22 protein-coding genes and 1 pseudogene are annotated in these 18,014 nt (G+C 50.5%); 22 read left to right on the top strand and 1 reads right to left on the bottom strand.

The features are described 5' to 3' along the window. The first annotated feature begins 163 nt into the window (after positions 1–163). The 22 genes from M891_RS0107135 (at position 164) to M891_RS0107025 (ending at position 17,685) form a co-directional block, all read left to right on the top strand. Entirely contained in the window at positions 164–559 is a 396-nt protein-coding gene (locus M891_RS0107135; protein ID WP_016311770.1) for a hypothetical protein, read from the top strand. Between the two features lie 201 nt (positions 560–760). Further along, a complete protein-coding gene (locus M891_RS0107130; protein WP_016311771.1) occupies positions 761–1,381 on the top strand; it encodes a genetic competence negative regulator in 621 nt (206 codons plus the stop codon). A gap of 85 nt (positions 1,382–1,466) precedes the next feature. Beyond that, on the top strand, positions 1,467–2,159 hold the full coding sequence (gene prsW, locus M891_RS0107125; RefSeq protein ID WP_016311772.1) for a glutamic-type intramembrane protease PrsW: 693 nt from the start codon (positions 1,467–1,469) through the stop codon (positions 2,157–2,159). 89 nt (positions 2,160–2,248) lie between these two features. After that, entirely contained in the window at positions 2,249–2,401 is a 153-nt protein-coding gene (locus tag M891_RS25525; RefSeq protein WP_164744058.1) for a hypothetical protein, read from the top strand. A 480-nt stretch (positions 2,402–2,881) separates the two neighbouring features. Continuing rightward, the gene (gene ypeB, locus M891_RS0107115) at positions 2,882–4,249 is read left to right on the top strand and encodes a germination protein YpeB (RefSeq protein WP_016311773.1); all 1,368 of its coding nucleotides are present in this window, start codon (positions 2,882–2,884) and stop codon (positions 4,247–4,249) included. A 149-nt stretch (positions 4,250–4,398) separates the two neighbouring features. After that, positions 4,399–5,052, top strand: a complete 654-nt coding sequence (locus M891_RS0107110; protein WP_028538333.1) for a flagellar brake protein — start codon at positions 4,399–4,401, stop codon at positions 5,050–5,052. Positions 5,053–5,157: 105 nt separating this feature from the next. After that, complete coding sequence (locus M891_RS0107105; protein WP_036699616.1) at positions 5,158–5,367, top strand: hypothetical protein; 210 nt, start codon at positions 5,158–5,160, stop codon at positions 5,365–5,367. A gap of 116 nt (positions 5,368–5,483) precedes the next feature. Further along, positions 5,484–6,182 carry a (d)CMP kinase gene (cmk, locus tag M891_RS0107100; protein WP_028538331.1) on the top strand — a complete coding sequence of 233 codons (699 nt, stop codon included), beginning with the start codon at positions 5,484–5,486 and terminating at the stop codon, positions 6,180–6,182. 6 nt (positions 6,183–6,188) lie between these two features. Continuing rightward, positions 6,189–6,770: a lysophospholipid acyltransferase family protein gene (locus M891_RS0107095; RefSeq protein WP_016311777.1), complete on the top strand. Its 582-nt coding sequence runs from the start codon at positions 6,189–6,191 to the stop codon at positions 6,768–6,770. Between the two features lie 199 nt (positions 6,771–6,969). Next, a complete protein-coding gene (rpsA, locus tag M891_RS0107090) occupies positions 6,970–8,205 on the top strand; it encodes a 30S ribosomal protein S1 (RefSeq protein WP_016311778.1) in 1,236 nt (411 codons plus the stop codon). Positions 8,206–8,401: 196 nt separating this feature from the next. Then, positions 8,402–9,724, top strand: a complete 1,323-nt coding sequence (der, locus tag M891_RS0107085) for a ribosome biogenesis GTPase Der (RefSeq protein ID WP_016311779.1) — start codon at positions 8,402–8,404, stop codon at positions 9,722–9,724. A gap of 11 nt (positions 9,725–9,735) precedes the next feature. Continuing rightward, positions 9,736–10,347 carry a glycerol-3-phosphate 1-O-acyltransferase PlsY gene (gene plsY, locus M891_RS0107080; RefSeq protein ID WP_016311780.1) on the top strand — a complete coding sequence of 204 codons (612 nt, stop codon included), beginning with the start codon at positions 9,736–9,738 and terminating at the stop codon, positions 10,345–10,347. Then, entirely contained in the window at positions 10,340–11,380 is a 1,041-nt protein-coding gene (locus M891_RS0107075) for an NAD(P)H-dependent glycerol-3-phosphate dehydrogenase (protein ID WP_016311781.1), read from the top strand. Before plsY ends, M891_RS0107075 begins: the two co-directional genes overlap by 8 nt. 304 nt (positions 11,381–11,684) lie before the next feature. Then, positions 11,685–11,957: a stage VI sporulation protein F gene (locus M891_RS0107070; protein ID WP_016311782.1), complete on the top strand. Its 273-nt coding sequence runs from the start codon at positions 11,685–11,687 to the stop codon at positions 11,955–11,957. Between the two features lie 144 nt (positions 11,958–12,101). Further along, positions 12,102–12,281, top strand: coding sequence for a DUF2768 family protein (locus M891_RS0107065; RefSeq protein WP_009225869.1), 180 nt, complete (start codon positions 12,102–12,104; stop codon positions 12,279–12,281). Between the two features lie 41 nt (positions 12,282–12,322). Further along, complete coding sequence (locus tag M891_RS0107060; protein ID WP_028538330.1) at positions 12,323–12,958, top strand: hypothetical protein; 636 nt, start codon at positions 12,323–12,325, stop codon at positions 12,956–12,958. Positions 12,959–12,968: 10 nt separating this feature from the next. Further along, the gene (locus M891_RS0107055) at positions 12,969–13,319 is read left to right on the top strand and encodes a 2Fe-2S iron-sulfur cluster-binding protein (RefSeq protein WP_028538329.1); all 351 of its coding nucleotides are present in this window, start codon (positions 12,969–12,971) and stop codon (positions 13,317–13,319) included. Between the two features lie 37 nt (positions 13,320–13,356). Then, entirely contained in the window at positions 13,357–14,112 is a 756-nt protein-coding gene (locus M891_RS0107050) for a DUF3939 domain-containing protein (protein ID WP_028538328.1), read from the top strand. 399 nt (positions 14,113–14,511) lie between these two features. Then, on the top strand, positions 14,512–15,990 hold the full coding sequence (gene spoIVA, locus M891_RS0107045) for a stage IV sporulation protein A (RefSeq protein ID WP_028538327.1): 1,479 nt from the start codon (positions 14,512–14,514) through the stop codon (positions 15,988–15,990). A gap of 401 nt (positions 15,991–16,391) precedes the next feature. Then, positions 16,392–16,664 (top strand): HU family DNA-binding protein, encoded by a 273-nt coding sequence (locus M891_RS0107035; protein WP_009225874.1) that lies wholly within the window; start codon positions 16,392–16,394, stop codon positions 16,662–16,664. Positions 16,665–16,782: 118 nt separating this feature from the next. Beyond that, the gene (mtrB, locus tag M891_RS0107030; RefSeq protein ID WP_016311787.1) at positions 16,783–17,031 is read left to right on the top strand and encodes a trp RNA-binding attenuation protein MtrB; all 249 of its coding nucleotides are present in this window, start codon (positions 16,783–16,785) and stop codon (positions 17,029–17,031) included. A gap of 114 nt (positions 17,032–17,145) precedes the next feature. After that, positions 17,146–17,685 (top strand): hypothetical protein, encoded by a 540-nt coding sequence (locus M891_RS0107025; RefSeq protein WP_028538325.1) that lies wholly within the window; start codon positions 17,146–17,148, stop codon positions 17,683–17,685. A 114-nt stretch (positions 17,686–17,799) separates the two neighbouring features. Here the strand turns inward: M891_RS0107025 and M891_RS25745 are convergent. After that, positions 17,800–18,014, bottom strand: a pseudogene (locus tag M891_RS25745) (DDE-type integrase/transposase/recombinase); the annotation flags it as partial.

The raw sequence follows: 18,014 nt of genomic DNA, 5'->3' as shown, positions 1-18,014 counted from the left end.
CAGTTTGGCCGCATGAGCTAAGAATAAGACAAGCGGCGGCGATGAGCAGGAGTTTCTTGTGGAGCAAAGAAGTCAACTCACTTTCCTGTATTTATGCCGCATGAGTTCAAGGAAATCCGCGAACACTACAGATGATTTTAACATAACCAAGGAGGTTTTTTACGTGAAATCTTCCTCATTTTTAGGCGGTTTATTGGTTGGTGTCTTCGCCGCGATGTGGGCTTCGCGACGGAAGCAAAGCCTGATGTCCGTGATGAGCGGTGCAGGCTCGGCCCTGAAGTTTGCAGGGATGACCTCGAAGCGTAACGACAGCCCTACCGAAGATATTTCAGCAGCGCTGAAAACAGAGGATACAGGGTCTGCATCTGTCACAAAGGCTAAAGGGGCAGACAACGCCCAGGTGTATCCCAGTTCCGGCACGGTATCAACGTCCGGTTCGAATCATTCGAAGGAATACAGTCTGAAGCAGCTGACCGACTTCATTAAAGGCGATCCGGATGTGCGCCGTGAAGTTGAGAACATTCTCAAAGAGGCGAAAACCCCGATTCCAGGGTTGTAATTCGGCTCAAACCCCCATTCCAAGAGTCATTTTCTGCCCCCTTGACAGGGCAGCAGAAAATGATTCTTTTTTGTTCTATTTTAAAGCGTGCATTTAGATAAAATAAGTGATAACATACATACAAAGAACCATTTTCAGCACACTTGACAGCAGGTTTCATAATCTGTTTTATAACAACGTATAGAGAGAGGAGGATCCTGTATGAAGATAGAAAGACTAGGCCAGGATAAGATACGGATTTTCCTCACGTTTGACGATTTAAGCGAACGCGGTATACAGAAAGAGGACATGTGGCAGGAGATTCCCAAAGTCCATGACCTGTTCACTGAAATGATGGATCAGGCTTATAATGAAGTGGGCTTTGACGCCACTGGGCCATTGGCTGTGGAAGTGTTCGCCCTTCCTGCACAAGGAATGGTCGTCATCGTTACGCGCGGCAAATACGATCACCATCAACATGGGATCGGCTCGCCTTATGAGGATGAACTGCCGGAAGAAGTTTATGAGATGGAAGTTACGCTGGAGCAAAGCGATACGATTCTGTATTCCTTTGACGATTTCGAGAATGTAATCGAAGCGGCACACGTGCTGAAGTCGATGCTTCACGAAGCCGGCAGACTGTATAAATATAATGGGAAATGGGTTCTTCAGCTGGAGCCGGAGGAAATTGAGGATGGCAAACATCCTGCTCTGATCGCAGTATTAGCTGAATTCGGCGAAGCGACATCCGTAACGACGGCGATGCTGGAGGAGTACGGGCAATTAATCATGGCTGATCATGCGGTGGATACGATTTGCAACCACTTCAAACGCCAGGATTGATGACGTCTCGTATGAAGGCAGACCCATGTCAAATCAGAAGAGAGAGAGACAAAGAACGGAAGCAGCCAATAAGGGGGGATAACCGTTGCTCTTTTTCTCGATTTTAAGCGCAGCGGTTGCTCCCGGGATTGCACTGCTTACGTATTTTTATCTCAAGGACAAGTATGATGCGGAACCGCTGCATATGGTCATCAAGGTGTTTTTGCTTGGTTTCTTGATCGTATTGCCGGTCCTGATCATCCAGCGAGGGTTAACGATGTGGCTGGGTGAAGGACCGCTGGTTACAGCTTTTGGCATTTCGGCCGGTGTGGAGGAAGTGCTGAAGTGGTTCGTATTGTTTCATATGATTTACAACCATACCGAATTTGATGAGCCGTATGATGGAATATTATATGCGGCGGCCATTTCATTGGGATTCGCAACGGTTGAGAATGTATTGTACGCTTTTGCGAGTCACGCTTCGATTGGCACCATGCTCGTTCGAGCTCTGCTCCCCGTATCGGGCCATGCGATGTTCGGCGTGATGATGGGGTACTATCTGGGGCGGGCTAAATTCTCGAGCGGCGGGCAATCTCGAAAGTTCCTGATTTTTTCGTTAGCTTTCCCGCTATTCTGGCATGGGGTATACGATTGGATTCTTAACAATACGACGCAGTATTGGATTTGGTTTATCGTCCCCCTCATGGCTTTCCTCTGGTATGGAGGGCTCGGGAAGATGTATCGGGCCAACAACCGTTCCCCGTTCCGTTTAACGCCGGGGGCGAAGGGGCAAGATTAATTTGCTTTAGATTAGGGCATCCTGATTCTAACATTCGCATGTCTACGCCAAGGTAGGCTGCAGGATCGTTAGAAAGGGGTGCCTTTTTCGTGCGCGTCAAGGTGCGAATTACTTGTAAAGCGTGCGGCGAGCGGTTTGTGTTACGCGGCAAAAAAGAGCGCGACCATATTGAAACCGGCTTTAAGCAATGCCTATGTAATAATCAGCATGACTTTGAGATCGAAGAAGAAGCGATACAGTAAGGAACCGGCTGTACTCAAAATCAGACATCGACTAGGCGTGAATGGGAGATATCTTTTTGAACTACCGTTCTAAATAGAGGTTCAATTAGTGGGTTTGAGCAGCGGAGCGTAGCCGGAGGCTACGTGAGCAGCGGAGAGCCCGGGTGAATCCAACATCCGACGTCGAATAGGCTCCAAAGCATAGGCTTCGTGATCGTAAGACAGTTTTTGAACTACCGCTCCAAATAGAGGTTGAAAAAGTGGGTTTCGAGCACCGAGGAGGTTGGATGAAGCTAGGGATCGAGCAGCGGAGCGTAGCCGGAGGCTACGTGAGCAGCGGAGAGCCCGGGTGAATCCAAGATCCGATGCCGAATAGGCTCCAAAGCATAGGCTTCGTGATCGGAAGACAGTTTTTGAACTACCTTATTCTAATGCATAAAGTTCTTTCCTTCTTGTCACACTAATCCCAACCTAGTTGAAGAAGGGAGAGAGCTAAGCCCAATGTACAAACGACTGAGTGCGATTCTGTTCCCGGTGACCGCTGTGCTGTTGATCGGCGCCCTGGTGTGGGGGTATCAGGAGAACCAGGAGAAAAACTCGATTCTGATCAAGGCGGAAAACCAATATCAGCGGGCGTTCCATGATTTGTCGTATCACGTGGACAAGCTGCATACGGAATTGGGCAACACCTTGGCGGTAAACTCGGCCTCCACCGGTGCCCAACGTAAAGGGCTGGTGAATGTATGGCGCATCACGAGCGAGGCGCAGAACGAAATTAACCAGCTTCCGTTAACCTTGCTCCCGTTTAATAAGACGGAAGAGTTTCTATCTCGGATCGCGAAGTTCTCGTATCAGACTGCGATTCGCGATTTGACGAAACAACCTCTAACCGAAAATGAGATGAAAAATCTAAAAGAACTGTACAAAAGTTCGGCGCAAATCGCTCAAGACTTGCAAGGCGTACAGAACAAGGTTATCGCGAATCGCCTGCGCTGGATGGACGTCGAGACGGCGCTGGCGAGTGAGAAAGAACCGAGGGACAATACGATCATCGATGGCTTCAAAACCGTAGATAAAAAGGTTGGCGAATACCCTGAGCTGGATTGGGGACCGTCCATCTCCAGCATGTACAATAAACGTTCGGTGAAGAAGCTGGGCGGACGTCCGATCACCGTTGAGGAAATTAAACGTAAAGCTGCGAAGTTTACGGGCGTACAAAGCCAAGAGAACATCCAAGTCGTAGAGAACGGGAAAGGAACGGAGTGGGCTTCCTATACGGCTAACCTGAAGAATAAAAAAGGTGACGAGTCTTGGTCGCTTGATTTTACCCGTAATGGCGGTCATCTAATCTCCTATGTATACCATCGCCCAATTGGACCGAAAGCCGTGGACGTAAGTACCGCAAAACAGCGGGCTAAAGAATTTTTGGAAAACAAAGGGTATCCAGGGCTAGCGGCCGTTTCTTATGATGAGTTCGATAATGAAGGAAACTTCACGTTCGTCAGCAAGCAAGACGATGTGCTGATTTATCCGGAGAAAATTACGATCCGTGTTGCCCTGGATAACGGGCAAGTGACCGGGATGCAGGCCAGTGACTACGTGTATGAACGTGAAAGCCGGGAAAAGGTCGGAAAACCGAAACTGACCTTGCAGCAAGCGCGTAAATTTTTGAATCCGGAGTATAAGGAGAAATATCATCGTCTTGCGCTCATCGAGAACGAGCAGTCAGAGAAGGTGCTAACTTACGAATTTGGCGGTTCAATTAACGGATCGCAGTACAAAATTTTCATCAATGCCGAGAACGGCAATGAAGAGATCATCGAAGAGATTCGCACCCGCAACAATCAAGGAGAAACGAAGTCTTCTTGATGCTCTGTGCAGCAGCTTCAAAGGAATGTTCCGGTTGTCCGGAAGATTCCTTTTTGCTTTTTTTAACGAATTAATTAAGTCCAGCCGCCTCGCGCCGTGCTATAATCATTAGCATAGTAGTACAACCATGACATAGGACGGTGGCAACCTTGTTTCCTAAAGTGAACGATCTCGTATACATTCAAGTCGCTTCGGCGGAGAAGCCAAACGATGAGAAGGAATGTAAATCACGGATCGCGGACGTGGAAGAAGAATCGTTTTTGATCGAAGTACCGATCGAGACCGGGAGCGGACGCATCAAAAAGCTGTACATCGGGGACGAATTATCCGTGTATTTCCTGACGGAAAACGGAGTGAAAAATTACTTTAGTACATACGTGCTCGGGTTTGCCGACGACGTTGTTCAATTAGTGCGAATTCGCAAGCCTGACCCAGAAACGATTACGAAAATCCAACGGCGCAATTTTTTGAGAGTGGTCGCACAATTAGAAATCGCTGTGCTTATGAAGGACGGCGTGCGCTTTGTTACATATACGGAGGATGTTGGCGGAGGAGGAGTCTCTTTCAGCTGCAGCAACGAATTTAAGCTGGCTCAGGGGGATCATCTCTTCTGCTGGCTGCTCATCCCGTTCAAGAACGGTACGATCGACCATGTGCCTTTTGAAGCGGAAATTGTTCGAATGAAGAAGCTGGAGACCGGGCGCACGATTGTCATGCTGAAATTCGTAAGCATTTCGGACCTTGAGCGGCAAAAGCTGATACGATATTGCTTCGAGCGGCAGTTTGATTTTAAAAATCGCTGAGTTTCTCCTTGTATAAACGTATTTCTGATTTCCCAATATGGATAAGCTATACATGAACGCTTTGAAATCGATCTATGTTTGTGTGCTGCCAGGGAGGAAATCGAAATGAAAAAAGCGAAAGACGACGAAATTTACACCGAGCTGTTTTTGTCATTCTCGGACAAGGCAGAAAGATGGATCAAACGGAGTTTACTGGTTTTATTGGCAGCATTATGTTTATTTCAACTCTTGCTGCGGATTCCAGAATTGCGATATGTACTAGCCTCAGCAGACAAATATGAAGGGGTGCCCATCCACAGAGAACAAAGGAATTGATCGGGAAAAGCAGGCGCGTTTCTTTTGCATCCCTTTGTTATCTGTGGTATAATTTTCACGTCGCAGGCAATGCCTGCTTTTTTCTTGAGGATTTGTTTTTGAGGAGGAATGCCCCTTTGGCAAGCGAGACGTCAACAACCCACGACAAAATCAACATCGCCATCGACGGTCCTGCGGGGGCAGGGAAAAGTACGATTGCTCGTATGGTTGCTGGTAGACTACATTATGTCTACGTTGATACCGGGGCGATGTACCGGGCGGCAACTTGGTATTTTCTGCAGCTAGGGATCGGACCAGATGAAGTGGACAAAGTGCTGCAGCATTTACCTGATTTGAATATCGAATTGCTGCCTGGAGAACAGGGGCAACAGGTCCGGGTGAACGGTAGTGACGTCACGGAAGAGATTCGCTCGTTAGCCGTCAATGCCCAAGTGTCTCGATATGCGCAAATCGAGGGGCTGCGCGATCGGCTTGTCTCATTGCAGCGGCAAATGGCTTTGCGCAAAGGCGTCGTCATGGACGGACGTGATATCGGCACTTGCGTATTACCTGATGCGGAAGTGAAAGTGTTCATGACCGCGAGCGTTGAGGAACGGGCACGTCGGCGTTACAAGGAAATGAAGGAGCAGGACAAGATCTCCTTCGATGAACTTGTGCGATCGATTGAAGAGCGAGATCGGCTGGATCGGGAGCGGGAGGTTTCTCCGCTGCGGCAGGCAGAAGATGCTCGACTGCTGGATACGACGCAGATGTCCTTGGATGAAGTGGCCGATCACATCATCGCCATGTGCAGAACTTATGGAAGTGAGAGTTGAGCCTGGATGATCTATCGTTTTTGTCGCAGTGTGCTTCGCGTCCTCTACAAGCTGTTGTATCGCTTAGAGGTAAGCGGCTTAGAGCATATTCCCAAAGAGGGCGGAGTGCTCTTGTGCTCCAACCATATAACTTTGCTTGATCCGCCGACCATCGGCATTATGGTGGAACGCAAGGTGCATTTTATGGCCAAGCAGGAATTGTTCAACATTTTCGGCTTCAGTTGGCTGATTCGACAGCTAGGCGCTTTTCCTGTGAAGCGGGGAGGCGTAAGCAAAGAATCGATCAAAACTGCGCTGAACTTGCTCCGTAACGGCCACGTTATTGGGATCTTCCCGGAAGGCCGTCGGGTGAAAGACGCCGAAGCCAATGTGATTGGCAAGAAAGGTGCGGCAACGTTCGCGCTTCGTAGTGACGCAGCAGTGATTCCGGTGGCGATTATTGGCACTTATAAATTGTTTCGGAAGATGCGTGTCGTCTACGGACCGCCGGTGGATCTGACGGAGTTCAAGGAGAATGGCGGACCGGACGCAGCCGAGCGAGCCACGGAGAAGATCATGGCCAGCATTGCCGAACTGAAGAAACGTTAATTTTTCATGCCTTTACCAGATGAGATGCATGAAGGCTTATCACATTTGGGAAGCTATACCTTAATGGATTGTTTTGAACTTCGCTACAAGTGGAAGCTCAAAAAGTCAATTTTTTACTTAGCGATCGAAAGCTGGCTTTTTGAACAACCTTTAGAGCGGGTTTAAATAAATGGGTTTTTGAATTGAGGAGGTTATTGACATGTCGGAAGAAACAAAAAATGTTCAAGAGGCAGCGGAAGTCGCTAGCCAAGATGAAATGGAGCAAATCGTCTCTTTGAAAAAAGGGGACACCGTCAAAGGAACGATCGTCAAAATCGAAGATAACCAAGCTTATGTAAGCATTGGATATAAATATGACGGTGTAATTCCTATTCGCGAGCTGTCCTCCGTACATCTCGACAATGCGGCGGATGCTGTGCAAGTAGGCCAAGAAGTAGAAACGAAAGTGGTCAGCATCGACGACGAGAAGGAACGCCTGGTGCTCTCCAAACGTGCGATCGACAGCGAGAACGCTTGGGAAGAGCTGGAGAAGAAGTTCCAGAACGGCGAAGTATTCGAAGTTACGGTTGCCGACGTCGTCAAAGGCGGAATTGTCGCTGACGTAGGCGTGCGCGGCTTCATTCCGGCATCGATGGTAGAACGTCACTTCGTTGAAGACTTCAGCGACTACAAAGGCCGCACGCTGCGCGTCAAAGTGAAAGAACTTGATCGCGAGAACAACAAAGTGATCCTCTCTCAAAAGGATGTACTTGATGAAGAGTTCGAAGCGAACAAGCAAAAAGTGATGGCTGAATTGAAAGAAGGGCAAGTGCTGGAAGGCACGGTTCAACGCTTGACTCAGTTTGGTGCATTTGTTGACGTAGGCGGCGTTGACGGATTGGTACACGTATCCGAAATCGCATGGAACCATGTTGACAAACCTGCTGACGTCCTGTCCGAAGGCGACAAAGTGAAGGTGAAAGTGCTCAAAGTTGATCCGGAAAAAGGCAAAATCAGCCTTTCGATCAAGGCAGCACAACCAGGTCCTTGGGATACAGCGGCTGAGAAATTCCACACCGGTGACATTGTAACGGGCGAAGTTAAACGATTGGTGAACTTTGGTGCCTTCGTTGAAATCGCACCGGGGGTAGAAGGACTCGTTCATATCTCTCAAATTTCGCATAAGCATATCGGAACTCCGCATGAAGTGCTGAAAGAAGGACAAACGGTACAGGTGAAAGTGCTGGACGTGAACCCTAGCGAGAAACGGGTAAGCCTCAGCATTAAAGAAACGGAAGAAGCTCCGGCTCCTGCACCGAAGAGTGAAAGACCTTCCAAAGGCAGCAGCGTGAGAAAAGAAGACCTGGGCGACAACCCTAACGTATCGCTGAGCAATCAAGGCTTGAGCATCACGCTGGGCGAACGCTTTGGCGACAAACTCAGCAAACTGAAATAATCAGGTTTTAGTGGCTCGAACATCGGCGGACCCTGAAGAAGCGGGTTCGCCGTTTTTGTTGTTGACCGTTAGCCAAGCTTTCTTTTTTTTGCTATGATGATTTACGTGTATCTGCAAATAAACGTGTGAAGCCTATCCTATATAGCGTATCGATTCAATTTTGAAAATCCAAAAATAAGTATTAGGAGGGATGTCAATGGCAAGACCCGTTGTGGCTATCGTTGGGCGGCCGAATGTGGGGAAATCCACGATATTTAACCGGATAATCGGAGACCGCCTGGCAATCGTGGAAGATAAGCCCGGGATTACGCGCGACCGGATATATGGCGCGTCGGAATGGAACGGAAAACCGTTCAGCATCATCGATACGGGGGGGATTGAGCTCGACGACCAGGAACCCATCCTCAAATCGATCCGGATGCAGGCCGAACTCGCAATCGAGGAAGCCGATGTCATTGTATTTATGTGTGACGCCAAGGCTGGCGTGACTTCTTCGGACGAGGAGGTCGCCAACTTGTTGTACCGGTCAGGCAAACCGGTTATTGTCGCGGTGAATAAGGTGGATAACATCGGCCGGATCGACAATATTTATGAGTTCTATAACCTCGGCTTTGGTGAGCCGATTGGGGTATCGGGCAGCCATGGCACAGGGATCGGTGATTTGCTGGATGCGATCGCAGATAATCTCCCTGAGCTCGCGGATGACGAATACGATGATGACGTGATCCGGGTTGCTTTGATTGGTCGTCCAAACGTTGGGAAATCCTCGTTGGTGAATGCCATCCTCGGGGAAGAGCGAGTCATCGTCAGCGATATCGCCGGAACCACCCGTGATGCAATTGATACGCCGTTTGAGAAAGACGGTCAACGGTACGTCCTAATCGATACCGCAGGGATGCGCAAACGCGGGAAGGTCTATGAAACGACGGAGAAGTACAGCGTGATGCGCGCCATGAAAGCGATCGAGCGGGCGGATGTGGTACTGGTTCTGATTAACGGAGAAGAAGGAATCATCGAGCAGGATAAGCATATCGCGGGATACGCTTACGAAGCTGGTAAAGCTTCTATTTTCGTTGTGAATAAATGGGATGTGGTTGAGAAGGACGATAAAACCATGCACCAATTTGAGCAAAAAATCCGCGACCACTTCTTGTTTATGACGTATGCTCCGATTGTTTTCCTGTCGGCTAAAACGAAGCAGCGTTTACATAAACTGTTGCCGGTGGTTCAGCACGTCGCGGATCAGCATGCGAAGCGCGTGCAGACCCATCTGCTCAACGATGTTGTGTCGGATGCGATCGCCATCAATCCTCCGCCTACAGACAAAGGGCGGCGCCTGCGAATTAATTACGTCACGCAGGTTGCGGTGAAACCGCCGACCATCGTGGTGTTTGTTAACGATCCAGAGCTGATGCATTTCTCTTATGAACGGTATCTGGAGAACAAAATCCGGGCAGCGTTTGATTTTGAGGGAACGCCAATCCGGCTGTTTACGCGGCGCAAGTCTGATGAAGGTTAGGGGAGAATAAGGTGATTTTACCCGTTATAGCTGTAATTGTTTGTTATTTGCTTGGCTCGGTTAGCTTCAGCGTCGTGCTGGCGAAAGCTTTGAAAGGCATCGATATTCGCCAGCACGGCAGCGGCAATGCGGGGGCTACGAATACACTGCGCGTACTAGGGAAAGGCCCGGCAATTCTCGTTCTGGCTCTGGATGTGCTTAAGGGGATTGCCGCCGTTTGGATCGGCCGCTGGCTGGGCGGCGGCGTTGATTGGATCGCCTCGCTGTGCGGCATCGCAGCCATCGTCGGCCATAACTGGCCGCTGTATTTCCGCTTTCGTGGCGGAAAAGGGATTGCCACCACGATTGGCGTGATGGCGACCTTGTTTTTCTTCCCTGCGTTGTACGCGGGGATCATTGCGATATTATCGATTGTTATTACCCGGTACGTCTCGCTTGGTTCGCTTATCTTCGTCTTCTTGACGCCGATTTTTCTGGCAGTCTCTGGCGAATTCGGCCCTTATTTCTGGGCGAGTCTGGTCATCTGTGTGTTTGCCTTCTGGAGACATCGCACGAATATTGTGAAGATCGTGCACGGCAAGGAAAATAAGCTGGGATCCAAAGGAGGAGATCGCGTTGTCTAATAAAGCCGCCGTGCTGGTGGCGGGCAGTTGGGGAACGGCACTCGCCAGTGTGCTCGCCGACAAAGACATGGAAGTTGCCTTGTGGACACGTAACGAAGCCCAACAGGATGAAATCAATACGAAACATCGGAATGAACGTTTTTTGCCTGGTGTGGACTTGTCGCCTCGCCTTACGGCAACTACGGATTTGGAAGCTGCAGTGACCGGCGCGAAAGCAATCGTAATGGTTGCGCCGTCCTCAGCGGTCCGTGAGGTTGCTCGATCGCTGAAGCCCTTCTGGCATGAGGATATGCTGCTTGTGCACGCGACCAAGGGCTTTGAGATTGAGAGCATGAAGCGGATGTCGACGGTGATTGCGGAGGAGCTCGGCTGTGAGGAAGGTCGGATTGTAGTCTTGTCCGGCCCCAGCCATGCGGAGGAAGTGGTGAAACGCTGCCCTACGACCGTGGTCGTGGCTTCACAGGTTGAGGCTCAAGCGGAAAAGGCTCAGGACTTGCTCATGAACCCGTATTTCCGCGTCTACACGAACCGGGATATGGTAGGCGTGGAGCTTGCCGGGGCATTAAAAAACATCATCGCATTAGGCGCCGGAATGTCCGATGGACTGGGTTACGGAGATAATGCCAAAGCGGCGTTACTGACCCGTGGTCTTGCGGAAATTACGAGGGTCGGCGTTGAAATGGGAGCGAACCCGCTTACCTTTGCCGGTCTGGCCGGGATCGGCGACCTGGTCGTGACCGCAACCAGCCGACACAGCCGGAACTGGCGAGCCGGGTTTATGCTAGGGGAAGGCAAACCGTTGGAGGAAGTTCTATCCCAGATGGGCATGGTTGTGGAAGGCATTCGTACAACCAAAGCGGCCCATGCCATCTCGGAGAAGTATCAGGTGCAAATGCCAATTGCGGCTCAGCTTTATCACGTGCTGTTTGAAGGGTTGGACCCGCGCACTGCGGTCGAAGCACTCATGGGACGCGACCGGAAGACAGAGATGGAAGTCATGTCCCTAGAAACCTGGGAACAATGGCACACCTGAGAGGTAATTCAAAAATTCGACTTTTGATCACGAAGCGTGCTCACAGTAGCCGATTCGACATCGAATCTTGAATTCACCCGGGCCTTCCGTTGCTCACGTAGGTCTGCCTACGCTCCGCTACTCAGTCCCGGCTTCATCCAACCTTCTCGGTGCTGAAAAGCCGATTTTTGAACCTTGATTGAAATTGGGGTTACTAGACACGGCTTTTGATCACACCGCTATAGCCCGTTTTGTTGGGGGAATATCACCTTTGCTTCCGCCCTCTCATACATTGGTTGAAGAGGACAACGGAGGAGGCGAAAGCGTGAGCAAGATATCCAAAGAGGCCTTGAATGCCATCAACAAGAAGACGGGTAAAGCGATTTCGGAAAGTTCGGTCAAGAAGCTGGCCAGCACCGTAAAGCCATCCACAATGCAAAATGAAGCCGAACTACGGAAGCTGATTAAGCAAGTATCGGCGATGGCGAAAGTTCCTGTGTCGGAAAGCACGATTCAAGAGATCGTGAACGCCGTGAAAAAAAGCGGGATGAATCCGTCCAATATGGAAGCCTTAATGAAGTTAATGCTAAAAAAATAAAAAAGGTGATCCTTATTGCTCTTAAGCTCTGCGGCCGTCTGCCGTGGGGCTTTGTTTAGTTTGGGCAAGCGCGTAGCCGGAAAGACTGCATAATGCTATAATATGGATCATATTAAAGCAAAAAATAGTAGGTGAATTTAACAGATGGATGCAATGACGAAGATGTGGCTATCGATTGCCGCCGTTTTAATCATGGGGGTTTCGGTCTTTTTGATCACATTTGCACGGACGAAAACCAAAGGGTGGATTAAGGGCATCTTATCGCTCCTCGCCTTTTTTATTATGCTGGTGGGCTTTTTGACCGGGCTTGTGTCGATTACTTGACAGCACCTCTACACCACTGAAACAAGAGAAGAGGAAGATCTATGCAACAACAAGATAGCAAAGCCTATGCCGATTTAACCGAAGATCTATGCAAGTTGGCTGAAAGCTGCGGAATGGAGGGCAACTGGCTGCTAGGAGGCAGCTGCGGATTGTGGCTCCAGGGCGTTGAGCTTGCGACAGTTCCGCGGGATATCGACGTCTATGCAGATCTGGTGACGGCTGATCGGCTGCACGAGCGGCTCAAGTCGTTTGCGACGGACCAGCCGCGTCATGACCAAAGCGGAATTTATACCTCCAAGTTAAGCCATTATCGGATCGGGGAGTCGACGATTGAGCTCGTTGGCGGATTTGAAGTCCATACTAACGGAGCGTTCTATCGGACGGAGATCGAAGCCGTGTTGGCGCCGGTTGCGCAGCGTGTGAAGCTTCGTGATAGCGCTTTATGGGTCATGCCGTTAGCCCATGAATTGGTGTTCAACCTCTTGCGCGGGCGCCCGGATCGCTATTTGCCGATTGCGGGGATGATGCGTAAAGAACCGGATCGACATCTGCCGCTATTGGACGAGCTGCTGAAACGGAACGAATGGTCGGCGGATTGGGTTGGACGGATGGCGGAGTTGTTGGATCGCCCGCTGCTCTCCCGGCCATGGCGCGAATATCGCGGCGGGGAGGCTTAAGGAACAGATCGTGGAAGGACGTATTACGTTTCTGCCTTCGGGGAAGACCGTTCAAGTCCGGCCCGGCACCTCGGTTCTCAGGGCTGCCCGCAGCGCCAGAATTCATCTAGCGACGCGATGCGGAGGGAATGCCGGCTGCCTCATGTGCAAAGTTCAGGTCGATGCGGAACATGCTGACGCGTTAACTCCTCCGAGCGATGCGGAGCGCCGCAAGCTTGGCCCGCTGCTAGACCAGGGGACGCGACTGGCCTGTCAAGCGAAGATCCGGGGGAATGCGGTCGTTCAGCTGCCTGAGGATCCCCTTAAAGCGGCGATTCGCAAGCAACTGGAACGGCAACGGGAAGAGGAGGAACTATGGTGATGGCAAGTACGGAAGGGGATAAGGTGAGATTTTCAACATGACGAAGTACCTTTTTTTGAAGCAAACCTGCTGGAGATCGACGGCGCTGATTGTCATATTGGTGTTAACGACCTCTCTGCTATCAGGCTGTTTATACCGCGGCGAGAGGCAGCAGGGCGGTCCGATTTCCTATATTGAGAGCGTGGACCGGGTCCAACGGGCGATTGACCGTTTTCAGGAAGATAAGGCGATTCTGCCGATCATTACGGCTGGGGAGGATACTCCCCGATACGAGAAATACAAGATCGATTTGAACCAATTGAAGCGGGAAGGTTATTTGGATGAGCTACCGGCAGCGGCCTTTGAGCAGGGCGGAAGCGTCTATTTTCTCGTCATCGATGAAGAAACGGATCCTACGGTCAAAGTAATGGATTTAAATACGGTTCAGAAGGTGAACGACGTCCAGCACAAAGTGCTGAGCTACCGTACAAGTCACAGTAATGCACTCCCGGGCGAGGCTGAGGGTGAGGTCTATCCAGGTCTGTATACGGTGGATCTCTCATTGCTTAAGGCCGACAGCTTGGCATTGACCAGTGTCTACTCTGGAGAAACTCTGTCCTACCTGATGGACAAGCAAGGCAATGTGTATGTGAACTACGCTTTTGATATTATGCAGGCGATCGATCAGTCTGGGAAAACGCCGCAAGGTGACGAAGATTTGCGCACCTGGTTGACGGATCGCTCCGCATTCGTTCCGGTGAAGTCGCTGCCTTACCGTTGGAACGGAAGCGAACCCGTACCCTATCTCAATTAGGAAGAAGCCTCTCGAATGATTTCGGGAGGTTTTTCTTTTCTCTCTTCTCCTTTTTCCTGCGTCATACTTTTTCCGATAGAGTCATACAAATGGGAGTATGGCGGTTAAGTGCCCGCCTTGTTCGGGTTGAATGAGCGGCCCCGCAAAAAAAACGGGCTTGGACGGTTTTAACCGTCATATTCTCGCATCTGGTACATAAGATGTTACTAGTCCAAATGCATGTACGAGTTTACGCCGCTTCGTTCAGGTTCCTTCCACAGGTTTGCGGCGGCGGACACGGGCAAGAGGGGCTGCCGCTCCTGCCGCAGCAGCGAGGCCCAAAAGCATGATGAATCACGAAGCGGATGCTCTCGGGGCATTTTTCCTTCGGCGAAATTTGAGGAGGGGATATCATTGGTATTGGAGAAAGTGGACATTTTTAAGGACATTGCCGAACGAACTGGAGGCGACATCTATCTAGGGGTCGTCGGTGCCGTCCGTACCGGGAAGTCGACCTTTATTAAGCGATTCATGGAAACTGTCGTACTCCCGAACATCGCAAATGAAGCAGATCGAGTCCGCGCGGTAGATGAACTTCCGCAAAGCGCCGCCGGCAAAACCATTATGACGACCGAACCGAAGTTTGTTCCGAACAATGCGGTGCAAATCAAGGTGGCTGAAGGACTCGAGGTCAACGTAAGACTCGTCGATTGCGTCGGATACGCCGTGGAAGGCGCAAAAGGTTACGAGGACGAAAACGGGCCGCGGATGATCTCCACCCCATGGTTTGAAGAACCGATTCCGTTTCAAGAAGCGGCGGAAATCGGTACACGCAAAGTCATCCAAGAACATTCCACGTTAGGGGTTGTCGTGACGACGGATGGAACGATTGCCGATATTCCGCGTTATTCTTACGTGGAATCTGAGGAGCGGGTTGTTGCCGAACTGAAGGAGGTCGGCAAGCCATTTGTGATGGTGATCAACTCGACACGTCCAAACAGTGAAGAAACCCAACAGCTCCGCGGTGAGTTAGCCGCAAAATATGACATTCCGGTCCTTGCGCTCAGTGCAGCGACAATGACAGAAGAAGACGTAACCGGGGTCCTCCGGGAAGTTCTGTATGAGTTCCCAGTACATGAGGTGAACGTCAATTTGCCTAGCTGGGTGATGGTACTGAACGAGAACCACTGGCTGCGCACCAATTTTGAGAACTCTGTCCGCGACACGGTTAAGGATATTCGCCGTCTGCGCGATGTCGATCGGGTTGTCGGCAACTTCATGGAATACGATTTTATCGACCGGGCTGGTCTCAGCGGATTAAATATGGGTCAAGGTGTAGCCGAGATCGATCTGTATGCGCCGGATGATCTGTATGACCGCATCCTGATGGAAGTGGTGGGCGTTGAGATTCGAGGCAAAGACCATTTACTGCAGCTGATGCAGGAATTTACGCACGCGAAACGGGAATACGACCGGTTCGCCGAGGCGCTGGAAATGGTCAAAACGACCGGTTATGGCATCGCTGCGCCGACGCTTGCGGAAATGGCGCTGGATGAGCCAGAGCTGATCCGTCAGGGATCCCGCTTCGGAGTAAGGCTGAAGGCGACAGCACCATCGATCCATATGATCCGCGTCGACGTCGAGTCGGAATTTGCGCCGATCATCGGGACCGAGAAACAAAGCGAAGAGCTTGTCCGTTATCTGATGCAGGATTTCGAGAACGATCCGATCAAGATCTGGGAGTCCGACATCTTCGGCAGATCCTTGCACTCGATCGTACGCGAAGGCATTCAAGGCAAAATCGCCATGATGCCGGATAACGCTCGTTACAAGCTGCAGGAAACGCTGGGGCGGATTATCAACGAAGGCTCCGGCGGCCTCATCGCCATCATCCTATAAGAAATTTAAAATTCGACTTTTGATTTTAGCTTCATCCAACCTTCTCGGTGCTGAAAAAGCCGACTTTTCAATCTCATTGAATACCTAACTTAGGCAATTCCTCCTCAATGACCGCGCGTATGCTGAAACATGGCTACGTGCGGTTGTTTTGTTATTTGAGGGCGAAAAGGTCCAATTTGTAGGGCGAATTGAGGAAATATCGCCGGGAAGCCTTGAAATAGCTTGAAATTATGTATGGGCTGTATTACTATAAATTTGTTCCGCGTCCCCGAAAGCGCGATTTCATCACGTTTTTCGGGAATTTGTACGTAATGAATTGAATAAATCACGTATATTCTGCGGTAAAACGGAAACACAAATAGCAAGTGGTATTATTTTCCTTGGTGGGAGGTGAAATACACATGAACAAATCCGATTTGATTGCTCAAGTTGCAGAAAGTACTGAGCTGTCCAAGAAAGACGCGACGAAAGCGGTTGATGCCGTTTTTGATGCGATTTCCACAGCGCTGCAGAACGGAGATAAAGTTCAACTGGTTGGCTTCGGTAACTTTGAAGTCCGCGAGCGTTCCGCCCGTAAAGGCCGTAACCCGCAAACCGGAGAGGAAATCGAAATCCCTGCGAGCAAAATTCCTGCTTTCAAACCAGGTAAAGCGCTCAAAGACGGAATTAAATAAAGATTTCTACATATCTTCCGTGCAAAAGACCGTGGGCTTCTCGTTCACGGCTTTTTCTTTTCACGGAGGCTTAAAGAAGAACCAATCTGTCTAAAATGTGAAGGGGAGGCGCTGCCACATGGATAACCAGCAACACGGTAACGATCCATCTGCCGCGGGCGGAGACTATTTCGTGATTAAGGCCAAAGAACAGGGCGTTACGGTCATCGGACTGACCCGGGGGAAGGATACGCGGTTTCACCACACCGAAAAGTTGGACAAGGGCGAGGTGCTCATCGCTCAATTTACCGATCACACCTCAGCTGTCAAGGTTCGCGGCAAAGCGCTCGTCTATACGAAGCACGGCTTGATTGATACGGAGGAATGATTTTCTAATCTGCAGGCATAGCCTGCTTTTTTTCTATGTAGAATGGGGTATAAGAACCGTATGGACAAAGGCTTAATTGGCGCTGTCCGAGAGTATCAGAAGGGAGAATGCCCCATGAAACGGAACTTATTCGTTCGGGCCATCCTGCTAACATTCATCTGTGCGCTGGGAATGGCGGGAACAGCTTGGTTAGGGGAGCATCCTGCCCGTCAGCGGCAGGTGGCAGCGGTGTTTGCGGGTACGTCCCCGGCGGAGCTCACCGAGGAGAACCTTGTGGATGCTTTGGCCCCGTTGCAGCTTCCGGTGCCCATCGCGAAAGTGGAGCTGAACCGAGATATTTTGTCCGTTGACCTGAAGGTTGAGGGGGACCAGGTTCGTTCTGCAGATGTGTACCGGGGAATGGCGGAAATGATCTCGTTTGCGTTCGAACGCACGAACAATATTGATCAGCTGTTGCTGCGGTTGATGGCGGAGGACCGTTGGCTTGGCACCAAGTATTTGTTGCTGGCTGCGGATGTTCGGCGGACCGAATTTACGGCTGAGGAGCTGGACCTGCTTCGACATGTCGGCAGCGGTGAGATCCCTGAGGAGCTGCGGCTGCGCCTGCGGATGACGGAAACCAAGTTGTGGAAGTCCCGTTTTCTACAGGAGTAAACGGTAAATTGACCGATGCGTTGATTTCATGTATCACCTCCGTGTCAACTCATATAAAAATGTTACCGAAGGATAATGGTTCACTCACGTAATTTTGTTACCCAGTGGAGGCTGTTACATAGCCTCCACTGGGCGCGTAGCGGAGGCAGGCGTCACGGGTTGGGAAAGCAGCGCTTCCAACTGATTGTGTAATGCAAGCGGATCTTGGGAAGTCTGATACGCCTGTAACCGTTGGGTTTGTTCTGGTCGTAGCACGCCCAATTCGATTAACCGGGCAACGGGTGTTTTGGCCGTGTCGAATGTTTTCTTTACACGAGCCCCGCGACGCT

The organism is Paenibacillus sp. J14 (assembly GCF_000518465.1).
Taxonomy (GTDB): Bacteria; Bacillota; Bacilli; order Paenibacillales; family Paenibacillaceae; genus Fontibacillus; species Fontibacillus barengoltzii.
Note: the sequence above shows the minus strand (reverse complement) of the source record. Positions and strands in the feature narration are given on the sequence as shown.